The 14,762-nt window shown below is 72.8% G+C and carries 13 protein-coding genes; 5 read left to right on the top strand and 8 right to left on the bottom strand.

What is annotated here, in order from left to right; translation table 11 throughout:
* Positions 1 to 59: 59 nt before the first annotated feature.
* The 4 genes from nudC to ACZ7GX_RS09035 all read right to left on the bottom strand — a co-directional run bounded on the left by nudC (position 60) and on the right by ACZ7GX_RS09035 (position 5,649).
* Positions 60 to 1,010, bottom strand: a complete 951-nt coding sequence (gene nudC, locus ACZ7GX_RS09050) for an NAD(+) diphosphatase (RefSeq protein ID WP_498774501.1) — start codon at positions 1,008 to 1,010, stop codon at positions 60 to 62.
* Positions 1,007 to 2,395, bottom strand: a complete 1,389-nt coding sequence (locus tag ACZ7GX_RS09045; RefSeq protein WP_498774499.1) for a M16 family metallopeptidase — start codon at positions 2,393 to 2,395, stop codon at positions 1,007 to 1,009. The genes nudC and ACZ7GX_RS09045 overlap by 4 nt, the downstream gene beginning before the upstream one ends.
* Positions 2,392 to 3,678 carry a M16 family metallopeptidase gene (locus tag ACZ7GX_RS09040; RefSeq protein ID WP_498774497.1) on the bottom strand — a complete coding sequence of 429 codons (1,287 nt, stop codon included), beginning with the start codon at positions 3,676 to 3,678 and terminating at the stop codon, positions 2,392 to 2,394. The genes ACZ7GX_RS09045 and ACZ7GX_RS09040 overlap by 4 nt, the downstream gene beginning before the upstream one ends.
* A 330-nt stretch (positions 3,679 to 4,008) precedes the next feature.
* Positions 4,009 to 5,649, bottom strand: coding sequence for a DUF2207 domain-containing protein (locus ACZ7GX_RS09035; RefSeq protein ID WP_498774495.1), 1,641 nt, complete (start codon positions 5,647 to 5,649; stop codon positions 4,009 to 4,011).
* 135 nt (positions 5,650 to 5,784) lie between these two features.
* Here ACZ7GX_RS09035 and ACZ7GX_RS09030 point away from each other — a divergent pair, with 135 nt between their 5' ends.
* A complete protein-coding gene (locus ACZ7GX_RS09030) occupies positions 5,785 to 6,972 on the top strand; it encodes a neutral zinc metallopeptidase (RefSeq protein ID WP_498774493.1) in 1,188 nt (395 codons plus the stop codon).
* 15 nt (positions 6,973 to 6,987) lie between these two features.
* Positions 6,988 to 7,890 (top strand): neutral zinc metallopeptidase, encoded by a 903-nt coding sequence (locus tag ACZ7GX_RS09025; RefSeq protein WP_498774491.1) that lies wholly within the window; start codon positions 6,988 to 6,990, stop codon positions 7,888 to 7,890.
* Here the strand turns inward: ACZ7GX_RS09025 and ACZ7GX_RS09020 are convergent.
* On the bottom strand, positions 7,860 to 8,297 hold the full coding sequence (locus tag ACZ7GX_RS09020; protein ID WP_498774489.1) for a hypothetical protein: 438 nt from the start codon (positions 8,295 to 8,297) through the stop codon (positions 7,860 to 7,862). The two genes, ACZ7GX_RS09025 and ACZ7GX_RS09020, sit on opposite strands and share 31 nt — an antisense overlap.
* A 113-nt stretch (positions 8,298 to 8,410) precedes the next feature.
* Entirely contained in the window at positions 8,411 to 8,776 is a 366-nt protein-coding gene (locus ACZ7GX_RS09015; protein ID WP_498774487.1) for a hypothetical protein, read from the bottom strand.
* A 399-nt stretch (positions 8,777 to 9,175) separates the two neighbouring features.
* On the opposite strand from ACZ7GX_RS09015, the gene ACZ7GX_RS09010 reads away from it, so the two are divergent.
* The gene (locus tag ACZ7GX_RS09010) at positions 9,176 to 9,853 is read left to right on the top strand and encodes a response regulator transcription factor (protein WP_498774485.1); all 678 of its coding nucleotides are present in this window, start codon (positions 9,176 to 9,178) and stop codon (positions 9,851 to 9,853) included.
* A complete protein-coding gene (locus ACZ7GX_RS09005; protein ID WP_498774483.1) occupies positions 9,850 to 11,787 on the top strand; it encodes a sensor histidine kinase in 1,938 nt (645 codons plus the stop codon). The genes ACZ7GX_RS09010 and ACZ7GX_RS09005 overlap by 4 nt, the downstream gene beginning before the upstream one ends.
* 32 nt (positions 11,788 to 11,819) lie before the next feature.
* Here ACZ7GX_RS09005 and ACZ7GX_RS09000 read toward each other — a convergent pair whose 3' ends face one another.
* Together ACZ7GX_RS09000 and ACZ7GX_RS08995 are read right to left on the bottom strand one after the other, a co-directional pair.
* The gene (locus tag ACZ7GX_RS09000) at positions 11,820 to 12,887 is read right to left on the bottom strand and encodes a potassium channel family protein (protein WP_498774481.1); all 1,068 of its coding nucleotides are present in this window, start codon (positions 12,885 to 12,887) and stop codon (positions 11,820 to 11,822) included.
* Complete coding sequence (locus ACZ7GX_RS08995) at positions 12,884 to 14,287, bottom strand: M20/M25/M40 family metallo-hydrolase (protein WP_498774479.1); 1,404 nt, start codon at positions 14,285 to 14,287, stop codon at positions 12,884 to 12,886. Before ACZ7GX_RS08995 ends, ACZ7GX_RS09000 begins: the two co-directional genes overlap by 4 nt.
* Positions 14,288 to 14,356: 69 nt before the next feature.
* On the opposite strand from ACZ7GX_RS08995, the gene ACZ7GX_RS08990 reads away from it, so the two are divergent.
* Positions 14,357 to 14,737 carry a DoxX family protein gene (locus tag ACZ7GX_RS08990; protein WP_498774477.1) on the top strand — a complete coding sequence of 127 codons (381 nt, stop codon included), beginning with the start codon at positions 14,357 to 14,359 and terminating at the stop codon, positions 14,735 to 14,737.
* Positions 14,738 to 14,762 lie beyond the last annotated feature (25 nt).

Here is a 14,762-nt window from a genome sequence, read left to right as displayed (position 1 = left end):
GCCTGACCTGCGCTTGCCGGGCTGACCGGCGGGCGGCGTGGCGGTGGGGTGGGACCGGGTCAGCCAGCCGCCACCCAGGACTGGATCATCCGGTAGGCGATGGAGGCGCCCGGCGCGAGCAGCAGGTCGGGCACGCTGCCCGGCTCGGCGAGCGCCTGCCGCACGTCGGCCCGGCTCACCCACCGGGCCTGTGCGATCTCACCGTCCGCGAGCCGCAGCGGCTCGGTCGGGTCGGCCACCGCCTCGAACCCCACCATCAACGACCGCGGGAACGGCCACGGCTGGCTGCCGAGGTAGCGGATGCCGACGACCTCGACGCCGACCTCCTCCTCGATCTCCCGCGCCACGCACGCCTCCAGCGACTCGCCCGCCTCGACGAACCCGGCCAGCACCGAGTACCGCCCCTCGGGCCACCCCTCGCCGCGGGCGAGCAGCACCTGGTCCGCGCCGTCGTGCACCAGGCAGATCACGGCCGCGTCCGTGCGCGGGTACTCCTCGCGCCCGCACTGCTCGCAGACCCGAGCCCACCCGGCCTTGATCGACTCGGTCGTCCCGCCGCACACCGCGCAGAACTTCGCCGACCGGTGCCAGTGGAACAACGCCACCGCCGACGTGAACAGGCCCGCGCCGGTGTCGTCCAACAACGCGCCGCACGCCCGCAGGTCGAGCCACTGCGGCTCGTCCGTCAGCTCCGGCCGGACCCACGCCCGGCCGGAGGGCGCGCGGACGTCCGTCTCGTCCTCGGTCAGCGGAACCGCCCAGTACGCCACGCCGTCCTGCTCGCCGAGCAGCACCGCCGTGTCCGGCGGACCGTCGCCGAACTCGGTGGCGGGGCGGTCGACCAGGCGCGAGGCCTGGTCGGCCACCAACGTGCGGCCGTGCGCGTCCACGGTGAGGACGCGCGCCTTCGGCCACAGCAGCGCGAGCTGCTCCGCGTCGCCGCGCAACGGCTCGCGCCGATCCACCGTGAACCGCGACAGGGCGGGCAGTTCCACCAACTCGAAGCTCACGGCAGGGTCACGCCGCCCAACGCCCGCAGCTGCGGGGTCAACGTGTCCGCGTCACCGACCAGCACGCCGGTGAACGACGTCGGCGCGAAGAACTCCAACGCCACCTCGGTGACCTGCTCCACGGTGACCGCCGCCAGCCGGCCGGGGTGCCCGGTGAACCACTCGACGTCCAGCCCGAGCCCGGCGAGGTTCACCAGGAACGACGCCAGCCCGCCCTGCGACGACGTCGCGGTCAGCAGCGACCCGATCGCGTACCGGCGCGCGGTGTCCACCTCGGACTCCGTCGGCGGCACCAGACCGAGCCGGCCCAGCTCGTACCGGGTCTCGAGCAGCGCCGCCGCGGTCACCTCGCTCGCGGTGTCGGCGTCCACCAGCAGCGTCGCGCCGCCCGGCGTGAACTCCGGGTGCGACCGCGCGCTGTAGGTGTAGCCCTTGTCCTCGCGGATGTTCTCCACCAGCCGGGACGAGAAGAACCCGCCGAACACCAGGTTCGCCAGCTGCAACGCCGGGTACCGGTCGTCGGTGCGCTCCAGCCCGCGCCCGGCGAGCCGGATCTGGGACTGCACGGCGCCGGGACGGTGCACGAACAGCACGTCACCACCCCGCACGGGCGGCAGCGGCGACAACGACACCGCAGTGCCCTCGCCGGTCCACCCGCCCAGCGCGCCCTCGACCGCGCGCACCGCCGCGTCCGGCGCCACGTCGCCCACCACGACGATCACCGAACCGCGCGGCAGCACGGCCGACGAGTGCAGCGCCAGCACGTCGTCCCGCGTCACCGCCTCGACCTCGTCCGCCTCGGGCATCTCCTTGGCGAACGGGTGGTCGCCGTACAGGTGGCGCTGCAACGCCTCCCGCGCGATCACGTTCGGCTGCGACCGCGCCAACCGGATCCGCTCCACCAACCGCGCGCGTTCCCGCTCGACCTCGTCGGCCGGGTAGGTCGCGCCGGTCAGCACGTCCCGCAGCACGTCCAGCACGGTCTCGAAACCGGACACCAGCGCGTTGCCCGAGAACGCCAGCCGCTCCGGGTCGACCACCGCGTCCAGCTCGCCGCCGACCAGGGCCAGCTCGGTGTCCACGTCCACCCGGCTGCGGGTGGCGGTGCCGGTCAGGATCGTGTTCGCCAGCACCTCGGCCCGGGCCGCGTGCGTCGAGCCGACGCTGCTCGCCGCCGGGTCGCCGAACGGGATCCGCAGCCGCACCTCCACCAGCGGCACCGAGTCCCGGCGCACGGCCAGCACCCGCAGGCCGTTGGCCAGCGTGGTGTCGACCGTGTCCAGGTCCGCCGCCGCCCGCTGCTCGCCCAGCTCCGGGAACGGGCGAGGCCCTAGCTCCGTACGACCGATCTCGTCGGCGCTGCGGTGCTTGGTCGGGGCGCTCACTCGGTACCTCCGTCGGCGGGGTTGAGGATCAGGACGGCGCGCGAGTCGGGCCGCAACGCCTTGGCCGCCGCGGCGACCTCGTCGGTGGTGATGCCGGCCAGCTTCTCCGGCAGCTCGTACAGCAGCTCCGCCCGCCCGAACAGCAGCTCGGCCGACCCGAGCCCCAGGGTCCGGCTGGTGAGCCGGTCGTGCTCGCGGTGCATGGTCGACACCCAGCGGGCGGTGACCTTCGCCAGCTCCTGCTCCGTCGGCCCTTCCTCGGCCAACCGCAGCAGCTCCTCGTCCACCGCCGCGAGCACCTGCTCGGAGGTGACCTCCGCCGGGTGGATCGCGGTGATGCTGAACGTGTCGGGGTCGCGCGCCTCCAGCGGCCCGAACAGACCGCACCCGGCGCCGACGTCGACCACGATCGCGTCGCGGTGCACCAGCCGCTGCTGCAGCCGCGACCCGTCGCCGTCGGTGAGCACACCGGCCAGGACCAGGTACGCGAGGTAGCCGTCGACCTCGTTCACCGGGTCCGGGATGCGGTAGCCCACGGCGATGGCGGGCATCGGCGCGTGCTTGTCGGTGTGCTCGGCCCGCAGCTCGCCCTTCGGCGCGGCCTCGGCGAACGACGGCCGGGCCGGCACCGGACGGGCGGGCACGTCACCGAAGTGCTTCTCGACGAGCGCCTTCGCCCCCTCGGGGTCGAAGTCGCCCGCCACCGTCAGCACGGCGTTGCCCGGCGCGTAGTAGGTGTCGAAGAACGCGGCGCAATCGTCCACGGTGGCGTTCTCGAGATCGGTGAAGTCGCCGTAGCCGTTGTGCGCGTTGGGGAAGGTCTGGAACAGGACCGGCGGCAGGAGGATCCAGGGGAACCCGCCGTACGGTCGGTTGAGCACGTTGAGCCTGATCTCCTCCTTCACGACGTCGATCTGGTTGCGCAGGTTCTCCTCGGTGATCTTCGGCGCCCGCATGCGGTCCGCCTCGAGGAACAGAGCCCGCTCCAGCGCCGCCGACGGCAGCACTTCGTAGTAGTCGGTGTAGTCGGGGTGGGTCGACCCGTTGAACGTGCCGCCCGAGGACTGCACGTGCCGGAAGTGGGCCAGCTTCTCCAGGCTCTCGCTGCCCTGGAACATGAGGTGCTCGAAGAGGTGGGCGAACCCCGTCCGCCCCTCGGGCTCGGAGCGGAAACCCACGTCGTAGTGCACGCTCACCCCGACGACCGGGGCGCTGCGGTCGGGTGCGAGCACCACCCGCAGACCGTTGGGAAGCGTGAACCTGTGCAGTTCGGGTAGCGCCATGAACGCAGCCTACGGGTTCACACCACCGCCGGGCTCGATGGTCGCCCACCCACCGAAGCATCCCGCTACGCCCAGCGCGAACCGACCGGGTTCCGACCGGCTCACCAGCGACTCGACCGACGATCCGGAGCCGGGCACGCGCCCGCGCCGGTCCGGACCACCACCTGTCTCAGCAGGCCGCCCACCCGGTGGAGCCGGCGCGTGTGGACACCGGGTCGGCCGCGGCCTCTACCCCCGTGGACCTTCGCCCGCCGCCCGCGAGTCTGGTTCGGGGATGACTCCAGTGTCGAACCTGTGTTCGAGATGTGCAAGATCACTTTCGGGTGAACGTCAGCCCCGCAGCGACCGCAGGTGACCCGCCTGCGCCAGCACGCCGTCCACCGCGCCCAGGAACGCCGGGAACCGCTGCGCGAACCGCCGCAGGTCACCGCCCTGCTCCGCCTCGCCGAACCAGTACAGCCCCGGCCGCGTGCCGGCGAACGTGGCCAGCCACCGCTCGGTCTCCCCCAGCACCACCGCGTACGGCAACGACCGCGAGAACACCATCTCCCGATCGGACTCCGGGATGTCCTGAGGCGTCGCCGTGTGCAGGTACCCGCGCAACCCGCGCACGTGCTCCAACAACACGCTGCCGCGCTTGGTCCGAGCGGGCATGGTGCGCGCGCCCACCGCCAACGCCACCCCCGCGACCACGACCACCAGCCCGAACAACGCCGCCCCGCCGACCAGCGCCAACACCACCGTCAGCACCGCGCCCAGCACCGCGACCCCGACACCGGCCCACCACCACAGGTTGCGCTCCGCGTCCGGTCTGCGCGCGAACCAGTTCTTCGCCACCACGTCCGCGTACAGCGCGTCCCGCACGCGAGACAGGTCGATCCGCCTGCCGCGCAGCTCCGACAGCGACACCGCGTCCACACCGTCGGGCAACAACGCCTCGTACACCGCGCGTTCGTACGCCGACAGCGCCGGGTCGGCCGGGTTGCGCCGCACGAACCGCCAGTCGTGCCCGTCGACCTCTTCGATCCAGACGTAGTTGCGCACCGCGAGGTCCACGATCGTCGCGGTCACGTCGACCACGTCCACGTGCTCGTCCACCACGGTCCCCACCTGGCCGGGCAGCACGCCGTCCGGCGAGGCAAACGCCACCCGCCCGGAACCGTCGCTGACCAGCACGTTCACCGGCCCGACCTCACCGGCCAGCGCCCGCGCGTCACGGCCGCGGAGGTACCACAACAACAACCCGCCGCCCAGCAGCAGCACGACGAGCCCACCGAGCCCGGCGCCGGTGAGGGGGGTCAACGCGAACGCCGCCGCCAGCCCGGACGACTCCTCCACGCGCGCGTTGGCGGGAGCCGCGCCCTCCTCCAACCCGACCGTCACGTCGACCCGCTCGCCGGCGGCCAGGCCGATCTCGGTCACCCGCACGCCGCGCCCGTCGCCCAGGTCCGCGCTGGTGCACGGCTTGGACGTGCCCGGCTCGCCGGCCAGGCAGTTCACCGACCGCGGCGCGTCCGGCGTGATCACGGAGGCCTTCACCGAGTCGAGCGGGGTGTCCCAGCCGCTCGCGGGCTGCCAGCGCAGCTCCAGCGTGTCGCCGATCTTGGCGACGGCGCCGACCACGGAGTACTTGACGGTGGACGTGCCCGCTTGGAGTGCGATCGTGAGCTCGTCGTCGGATGCCGTGGCCGTGCCGTTGCCGTCCACCGCCGCGTCGCCGACCTGGAACACCCGTTCGCGATCCGCGGAGACCGGCACGCGCAGCGGGACGACCCGCGTCGCGGTCCTGCCCTCGGGAACGGTGACCACCTCGGTCACGGTCAGCCTGCCGTCGCGCTCCAGTTTGAGCCGCACGTCCGCGCCGACCGTCCCGGGCAGTCCGGCCGTGTCGCTCGGCTGCGCCGTCGCCGTGCCCAGGCCCGCGCACAGCGCGACCGCGCAGATGGCCGCCGCTCCCCAGTTTTTCAACACGGCCGCGGAGAATAGCGGAGTTCCCCTAAGCTCTTGTGCTGATTCGGGCATCCGCGATATGGGGGACCACCAGCGATGACGCAACCACCGCCGCCGGGTGGCTGGCCGCCGCCACGACCGGTTGGGCCGCCGCCGATGCCCGCCCCCCTCCACCCACAACAGCCCCAGCAGTGGCCCGCCCAGCAGCCGCCGCCACCGCCGTCCTGGCCCGGGCAGGCGCCCGCCATGCCGCCGCCGATGACCCCGCGGCAGATGCCGCCCATGGCCCCGCCGCAGCCGCCGCCGGTCAACTGGGGCCCGCCGCCCGGACCGCCCCAGGGCTGGGGCCCGGCCCCGATGCCGTACCCGCCGCTGCCGCGGCAGAAGAGCAAGGGCCCCCTGGTGGCCGCGCTGGTCGTCGGCTTCCTCGTGCTGGGCGTGGCCACGATCGGCCTCGTGGCCGCGAACAGCGGCTCCAAGAAGACGAGCGACTCGGCCAACGCCGGGTACGACAGCTACACGTACACGCCCGAACCCACCACCACCACGACGACCACGACGACGACGTCCACGACCTCGAGCAGCAAGCGGACCACGTCGACCAGCACGCCGAAGGCCGGCCCGAAAGCCGTCATCGCGCTGGGTGACAACCCGATCCACGCGGCGGGCCTCGGCGCGTTCAACATCGGCGGCTGCCCCCTGCCGGCGATGGACTACTCGCCCGCCGGCCAGGACCGCTTCCTCAGGGCGTCGCTGCCGTGCATCGAGGCGATGTGGAAGCCGTCGTTCGAGCGGGCGAACCTGCCTTACCAGCCGGTAGAGCTGGTCATGGTGACGTCCCAGATCACCAACACATGCGGCTCCATGGGCCCGGACCGCACGGCCATGTACTGCGACGGCACCATCTACTGGACGCCGAACCACTACGCGAACGAACAGGGTGCGGCGAACCCCAACCACCCGGGCAAGTACCTGGGCCAGCTCGCGCACGAGTACGGCCACCACGTCCAGTGGCTGTCCGGCATCCTGCGGGCGTCCGGCCAGGCCCAGTACGAGAAGGGCGGCTGGGACACCCCCGAGGGCCTCGACCTGAACCGGCGCAAGGAGCTGCAGGCCACGTGCTTCGGCGGGATGACGCTCGCGCCGCTGTCGCACGGCGCGGTGCCCGCCGACGTCATCTCGGTGGCGCTGACGGACGCGGGCAACCGGGGCGACTACCCGATCTACCCCAACCGGGACCACGGCGCGCCCGAGCGGAACGCCGCGTGGGTCAACCACGGGTTCAAAAACAACGAGACGAGCGCGTGCAACACTTGGGTGGCGAGCGCGGCGGACGTCAGCTGACCCGACTGGAGGACCGTGCACACGCCCGAGGAGCCCCCCAAGAACAACCCGATCGTCCTCATCGGCGTGTTCTCGTTGATCGTGTTGTGCGTGTTGGGCCTCGGCGGCATCACGCAGCTCGAGACGTCCCGACGGATCAACGGCCGTGCGGTGGCCGCGCCGGGCGTGACGGTCGTGCAGTCCACGGAGACGGAGGCCCCGCGGCCGCGTGCCGTGCACCGGCTGGCCGACCACCCGTTGCTCACCGCGCCCGTTCGGCTGCCCGCGGTGACGTGCGCGTTGCCGGGGTTCGGGGTGTCGGACGCGGAGCTGTCGGCGTACTACAAGGCCGGTGTGGTGTGCCTGGACCAGGCGTGGCGGCCGGTGCTGGAGCAGGCGAACCTGCCGTTCGACACGCCCGCGCTGGACACGTCGCCCGACCTGACCGAGGGGCCGTGCGGCTCGGCGCCCGCGGAGAGCGAGGCGGTCGCGTACTACTGCGGTCGCAACAGGACCATCTACATGCCCACGCGGCGGCTGCGTGACAACGGCGGCGGCGAGCGCGCGGGGTCGCACCTGGCGACGTTGGCGCACGAGTACGGGCACCACGTGCAGGCGTTGACGGGGATGCTGCGCGCGGCGGACACCAAGATCGTCGACGCGGGCGAGGAGACGCCGGCGGGGCTGGAGATGTCGCGGCGGATCGAGCTGCAGGCCAACTGCTTCGCCGGGATGTTCCTGGTGGCGGCGTCCGGGTCGATCGGGTCCGGGTTGGCGCAGGAGGCGGCGGACGACTTCCAGTACGCCGTGGAGGAGCCGCCGGAGAAGAACGCCCACGGCAGCCCTGACAACCAGTCCGAATGGGCGTCGCAGGGCTACACGACGGGCGTGACGTCGTCGTGCAACACCTATGCGGCCCCGGCGGCGGCCGTCGGCTGAGAACGCCTGGTCAGCAGGTAGGCGTAGAGGCCGCCGGCCAGGCCGCTCAGGCACACCAGCAACGTGGTCAGCCTGACGTCGAACGGCATGCCGACGGGCGTGCTGGCGGCCGCCTGGACGGTGAACTCGCCGCTGGTGTCGGCGGGGACGACGACTTCGACGACCTCGTCCTGCTGATGGCCGCAGCCGTCGAGCTTGGCGGTGTGCGTCCGGTCACCGATCGTCAGTTCGACCCGGTCGTAGGCCTCCGCGTCGCCGCACGAGGCCGGTGCGACGACGGTGGCGGCGGTCCGCTGGACCTCGGCGGACGTGCGCGGCCACCACAACGCGACCGCTGCCGCGACGGCCACCAGGCCCACGACCAGCAGCACCAGCGCCCACCTGACCGGGCTTCGCGGAACCGCCACAGCGTGGATGGTCGCAGACGGGGAGGCCGGTTGTCGTGGGGGCCGGTGGCTCCGCCGCCCGTTCAAACATCACCTGATCGTGATCTTGCACACCCTCGAACTGTTGTTCGACACTAGAGCCATGCCTCACTCGACGAAACTTCCGGAACCCGTTCGACCACGAGCACTTCGCCGGATGCCGCACCGCGCACCGCGACGGGATCTGCGTCCCTGGACCCGGGTGCCGCGCCGGAGAGGTCCAGGGTCCTGGTGGAGCTCTCGAACTCGGCCACCATCGGGCACCCGCCGACCGACACGGTCACCGTGCCGGGTGCGTGCGCCGACCTGAGCAACTCCTGACGCCTCGGCCAGCCGTGCCCGGCACCGCCCGCGCCCGCCCACGGGACCGCGTCACCGCCCAGCACCCGGCGTTCGGTCTCGCGCTCCACGGGTGGCACGACCGCCGGGGCCGCGCTCAACCCCGTCAGCAGACGAGCCACCCGCCCGGGTCACCACCCCAGCCACGACGAGGCCGACCCAGCCGCCCCTGAGCCGCCCCCGTCCTGTCCCCTGTTGTCCCTGGCCCTATTGCTCTTGTCCCGTATCGCCTGTGTCCGTGTCCACATCGGATCAGCCATTCGCATCCCGAGCCGCACTGGTCGCCGCACCGGCGACGACCCGAGGTGGCACCGGGATCCGCAGACGGCCGGTCTCTCCCATCCGCGCCCACGGAGAGGCCGGCCCCGACCTCCGGCACATCGCCCTCCGCTGTCGACCGCTGACCGCCCGGCAACGAGCGACCGCAGGTAACCGGCCGGGTGCCGACGAGTGACCGTCATTTTGTCCAGGCTCGTCACGGCCTTGCGGCCGTGGTGGGCGACGCGACGCAGAATATGGAGGTGTCGACTGCTGCCAGGGTGCTGGTGATCGAGGACGCGGAGGCGATCGGCGCCGCGGTGAGTTCCGCCTTGCGGGACGCGGGTTACCAGGTGCAGGTCCGGCCGGACGGTCGTGACCTGGAGGGCGACCTGGTCCGGTTCCGGCCGGACCTGGTGGTGCTCGACGTGATGCTGCCCGGTCGGGACGGCTTCATGCTCCTGGAGGTCATCCGGCGGACGTGCGGGGCCGGGGTGGTGATGTTGACCGCCCGGGACGGGGTGTCCGACCGGCTGCGCGGGCTCGACCGGGGTGCGGACGACTACGTGGTGAAGCCGTTCGTGCTGGCCGAGCTGGTCGCCCGGGTGAGCGCGGTGCTGCGGCGGCTGGGGCGGACGCCGTCGACCGTGCAGATCGGCGATCTGGTCGTGGACGCCGAGTCGGCGGTGGTGCTGCGCGGCGACGCGTCGATCGAGCTGACCGCCACCGAACTGCGCCTGTTGCGGTACCTGGCCGCGCAGCGCGGGCGGGTGGTGGGCAAGACGCAGATCCTCACCGCGGTGTGGGGTTACGAGGACTACGACCCCAACCTGGTCGAGGTGCACGTCAGCGCGCTGCGCCGGAAGTTGGAGGAGCACGGGCCGCGGTTGCTGCACACCGTGCGAGGGCTGGGCTACGTGCTCAGGGCGGACGAGGCGTGAGCTTGCGGACCGTCTCCCTGCGCCGACGGGTCACCTTGTCCGCGATCGGCTTGCTCGGCGTGGTGCTGATCGGGGTCGTGTTGTTGGTGGACGCGCTGTTCGCGGCGCAGTCCAAGCGGGACGTCGACACCGCGCTGCTGGAGAAGGCGCGGGTGGCGCAGCAGCTGGTCAAGCAGCGGGTGCGCGGGGCGGAACTGGTGGACCGGCTGGAAGGCCGGGGCGTGGAGGTCCGGCTGGTCATGCCGGACGGGACGGTGTTCGGGAACGCGCCGGACGAGGAGGTGGCGAACGAAGTCAGTCGGCAGTTGATCGACGGGTCGAAGATCACGGTGTACGCCGAGTCGTCGGTGATCACGGCGGCGCAGACCAGGCTGCGGCGGTTGTTGCTGCTGGCCGGGGTCGGCGCGGTGGCCGTGACGGCCGGGGCGATGGTGCTGGTGGTCCGGCGGGCGTTGGCGCCGCTGGACGCGATGACCACGCTGGCCCGGTCGATCGCGCGCGGCAACCGCGGGTACCGGCTCAACCCGTCGCGGGCGGACAACGAACTCGGTCGGACGGCGGCCGCGTTCGACGACATGCTGGACTCGTTGGAGGGATCGGAGGAGCGCACGAAACGGTTCGTGGCCGACGCGGCGCACGAGCTGAGGACACCCATCGCGGGCGTGCAGGCGGTCGCGGAGGCGTTGATGCAGACCGCCGGCGCCGAGGAGCGGGAGCGGTTGAACCTTCTGCTCGTGCGCGAGTCGCGGCGGGCCGGGCGGCTGGTCGACGACCTGCTGGCGTTGGCGCGCATCGAGGCCGGGCTCGAACTGCACCGGGAGCGGGTCGACCTGCTCGCGTTGGCCGAGGCCGAGGTGGGACGGACGCAGTTGCTCGCGCCGGACTTCGACATCGCCGCGGAGGGCGAGTCGGCGTTCGTCTCGGGCGACCCACAACGGTTGGCGCAGGTGTTGGCGAACCTGGCCGACAACGCCCGCCAGGCCACCGGCCCGTCGGGCAGGGTGCGGCTGCGCGTGTCCAGGGTGGGCAGCTTCGCGCGGTTGGTCGTGTCCGACAACGGTCCGGGCGTGCCGCCGGAGGAGAGGGAACGCATCTTCGACCGGCTGGTGCGGCTGGACGAGGCGAGGGACCAGCGTTCCGGCGGATCGGGCCTCGGGCTGCCGATCGCCCGCGGTGTCGTGCGCGCGCACGGCGGCGAGCTGTCGTGCACCACCCCCGGCGACGACTCGCACGAGGCCGAAACCCACAGCCCACCACCGTCGGCGGGCAACCCAGCCCTGAGCCCCGGCGGCCCGCCAAGCCCACCGACCGCGCCAGTGGTGCCAGGTGTGCCCGCTGCGCCGACTCCATCGACGCCGACGACGCCGCCGCCGACGACACAGCCGCCCTCCGCAGCCGCGGACACAACAGACAACACGGACGCACGCGCCGCCGGCCCCAGCGACCCGGCGCGATCGCGCACGGCCACCCACGCCATGACCACCGATGTCCCGGCCGCCGATCCCCCGGCCGCCGATCCCCCGGCCGCCGATGCCCTGGCCGCAGGTTCCTTGGGCGCAGGTTCCTTGGAACACGGGGCGGGCCCCAAGGTGGACCGGGCCGGTGCCGAAGGGTCGCGCGGAGGCCACCCAGCCGCGAGCGCCGAACACCACGGCGGGATCTCCGACGCGCCCGACGACCGCAACCCGGCCGCCGACGCGCGAGGTGGGGTCGGTGGTGGAGACGCAGCGCGACCGACTCCGGTCGGCGACGCGCTCCGAGTCGACAGCCCGCAGGCCGCAGACGTGCGGGATGCGGGCGCCGCACGGCCCGCTCCGGTCGCGGAGGTAGCCGGGGCGAGCAGCCTCACCACCGGCCCGCAGGACAGCGCGCGGCGCGGGGCGGTCGGTTCGGTTGGAGCCGCGTTTGTGGTGCGGATTCCGTTGGCTGAGTAAGAGCGCCGGGCGAGGGGTGGGGGTGGCGGAGGCTAGGCGTCCCTCGGTGGGGTGACCTTCTTGACGTAGAGGAGGCGGTCGCCGGCTTCTACGGCGTCGGCTTCCGGGGCGTCCACCCGGTACAGGGTGCCGTCGCGCACCACGCCCAGCACTATGTCCGGCAGGTGGCGGGGCGAGCCGCCGATCTCCGAGGGCTCCACGTCGCGTTCGGCGATGGCCAGGCCCGCGTCGGGGGTCAGCAGGTCCTCCACCATGTCGACCACGGACGGGGTGGCGGTGGCCATGCCCAGCAGCCGGCCCGCCGTCTCGCTGGAGACCACCACCGAGTCCGCGCCGGACTGGCGGAGCAGGTGTTCGTTCTCGCGCTCCCGCACCGAGGCGACGATCTGGGCCTTCGGGGCCAGCTCGCGGGCGGTGAGGGTGACCAGGACGGCGGTGTCGTCGCGGTTCGCGGCGACCACCACGGCACGTGCCCGGGGCACCCCTGCCACGCGCAGGACGTCGTTGCTCGTGCCGGAGCCGTGGACGGTGACGAGGCCGATCGAGGACGCGGCGTCCAGGGCCTCCTGGGTGGTGTCGACCACGACGATCGAGCCCGGCTCGGCGCCGTCGCCCATCAGGGCGCTGACGGCGGACCGGCCCTTCGTGCCGTACCCGATGACGACCACGTGGTCCCGCACCTTGGTCCTCCACTTCTGGATGCGCAGCGCCTGCCGCGAACGCTCGGTGAGCACTTCGAGGGTCGTACCGACCAGGACGATCAGGAAGAGCACCCGCAAGGGGGTGATCACCAGGACGTTGACCAGCCGCGCCGACGAACTGGCGGGGGCGATGTCACCGTATCCGGTGGTGGAGAGCGACACCGTCGCGTAGTACACCGCGTCCAGGAAGGACAGTCCGTCGTTGTTGACGTCACGGTAGCCGTCGCGGTCGAGGTAGACGATCAGCACGGCCGCGAAGAGAGCGGTGAGGGCGCCGATCACCCGCTTCAGGATCGCGCGGACCGGGCTCTGCACCGTGTCCGGCATCCTGATCACGCCGACGAGCGAGTGGCCGGGCCGGTCGGCCAGCGGTTCGCCCGGGTTGGTGCGGCGGATCATGACAACCTCTCCGGCAGTAGTCGCCACAACCGGGCGGCGGCCTCGGCGCCGCGGAGCAGCAGCGGCACGACGACGCGCTCGTTGGGCGCGTGGATCCGATCATCCGGCAACGTCGCCCCGAGGTACACCACCGGCACGCCGAGCCACCCGTGCAGCAGCGCCGCCGGACCGGAGCCACCCGTCCGGCTGAACCGCACGGGCTGTTCGAACGCGGCCTGCACGGCGTCGCGCACCGCTCCCACGGCCGGGTGGGACACGTCCACCGCGTAGGGCGGCGCGCCGTCACCGGACGGGATCACCTCGGCGTGCAGCCCGGCCGGGGTGTGCCGGGCGACGAACTCGCGCAACGCGTCGGCGACCCGTTCCGGCCGCTGGTCGGGCACGAGCCGGAACGACAGCTTCACCGACGCCCGCGCGGGCACGATCGTCTTCAGCCCCGGCCCGGTGTAGCCGCCGTGGATGCCGTTGACCTCCGCGGTGGGACGCACCCAGACCCGTTCGAGCGTCGACCAACCGGGTTCACCGGCCAGCCCTTGGGCGCCGCCGGCGTTCGCCAGCCACACCGTCTCGTCGAACGGCAGCGCCGCGTAGTCGGCACGTTCGGCCGCCGTGGGCTCGGTCACGTCGGCGTAGAAGCCGGGCAACCGCACGCGCCCGTCCTCGTCGTGCAACGCCGCGACGAGCCGCGCGATCGCGGTGGCGGGGTTCGGCACGCTGCCGCCGGCCCGCCCGGAGTGCACGTCGGACGTCCCGCCGGTGAACACGACCTCCGCCCCGTAGACCCCGCGCTGACCAGTGCACACGGTCGGCGCGTCACGCGCGTACAGCGGCGTGTCGGTGAACACCACGAGGTCGCACGCGAGGTCGTCGCGGTGGTCGTCGAGCAGCCGGGTCAGGTGCGGGGAGCCGGACTCCTCCTCGCCCTCCACGAACAGCTTCACGGTCACCGCGGGCTGCGTCGCGCCCGTCGCCGCCAGGTGCGCCCGCATCCCGAGCAGGTGCATCGCGACCTGGCCCTTGTCGTCGCTGGCGCCCCGACCGAACAGCTCCTCGCCGATCACCGTCGCCTCGAACGGTGGGTGGTGCCACTGCTCGACCGGGTCGACCGGTTGCACGTCGTGATGGCCGTAGACCAGCACGGTCGGCGCGTCGGGGTCCGCCGCGGGCCGGCAGGCGTACACGGCGGGCAGTGCCGGGCCCTCGTCCCAGACCCGCACGTCGGACCACCCGTCGCGGCGCAACGCGTCGGCCAGCCAGTGCGCGGAGGCGGCCACGTCGCCGTGGTGCGCCGGGTCGGCGCCGATCGACGGGATGGCCAGCCACTCGCGCAGGTCGGCCAGGAAGTCGTCGGCGAACGCGGCCACGGCCGCCCGTTCGGGATTTTCGGGATCACCGCTCACGGTGCGGGAGGATAACCCCGGAAGAACCCTGGGAGCGCCGTTCGCCGGACGACGTGACAGGGTGGTCGCATGGAACCCACTCGTTCCCGTTCCCGGTCGGCGCTCGCGCTGGCCGGGTTGCTCGGCGCCGCGGGTGTCACGCACTTCGCCAAGCCGAAGCCGTACGACGCGATCGTGCCGCGCGCGTTGCCGGGCAAGCCGCGGACCTGGACGTACCTGTCCGGGGCCGTCGAGGTGGCGTTGGCGGCGGCGGTCGCCGTGCCGCGCACGCGGGGCGTGGGCGCGAAGCTGGCGGCCGGGTTCTTCGCGGCGGTCTTCCCGGCCAACGTCAAGATGGCCTACGACTACCGCACGAAGTCACCCAGGGTGAGGGCCGTCGCGTACGGGCGGTTGCCGTTGCAGGTGCCGCTCATCCTGTGGGCCTTGCGCGTAGGGCGCTCAACTCCCTGATCACTCTCGGCAGCGGGTTCGACAC

Source organism: Actinosynnema sp. NPDC037264 (genome assembly GCF_055603705.1).
Note: the sequence above shows the minus strand (reverse complement) of the source record. Positions and strands in the feature narration are given on the sequence as shown.

Excerpts from the sequence above, each read along its gene's own strand:
- ACZ7GX_RS08990 (WP_498774477.1), top strand. The coding sequence starts at position 14,357 with ATGGAACCCACTCGTTCCCGTTCCCGGTCGGCGCTCGCGCTGGCCGGG.
- ACZ7GX_RS09040 (WP_498774497.1), bottom strand. The coding sequence starts at position 3,678 with ATGGCGCTACCCGAACTGCACAGGTTCACGCTTCCCAACGGTCTGCGG.
- ACZ7GX_RS09000 (WP_498774481.1), bottom strand. The coding sequence starts at position 12,887 with ATGATCCGCCGCACCAACCCGGGCGAACCGCTGGCCGACCGGCCCGGC.
- ACZ7GX_RS09030 (WP_498774493.1), top strand. The coding sequence starts at position 5,785 with ATGCCCGCCCCCCTCCACCCACAACAGCCCCAGCAGTGGCCCGCCCAG.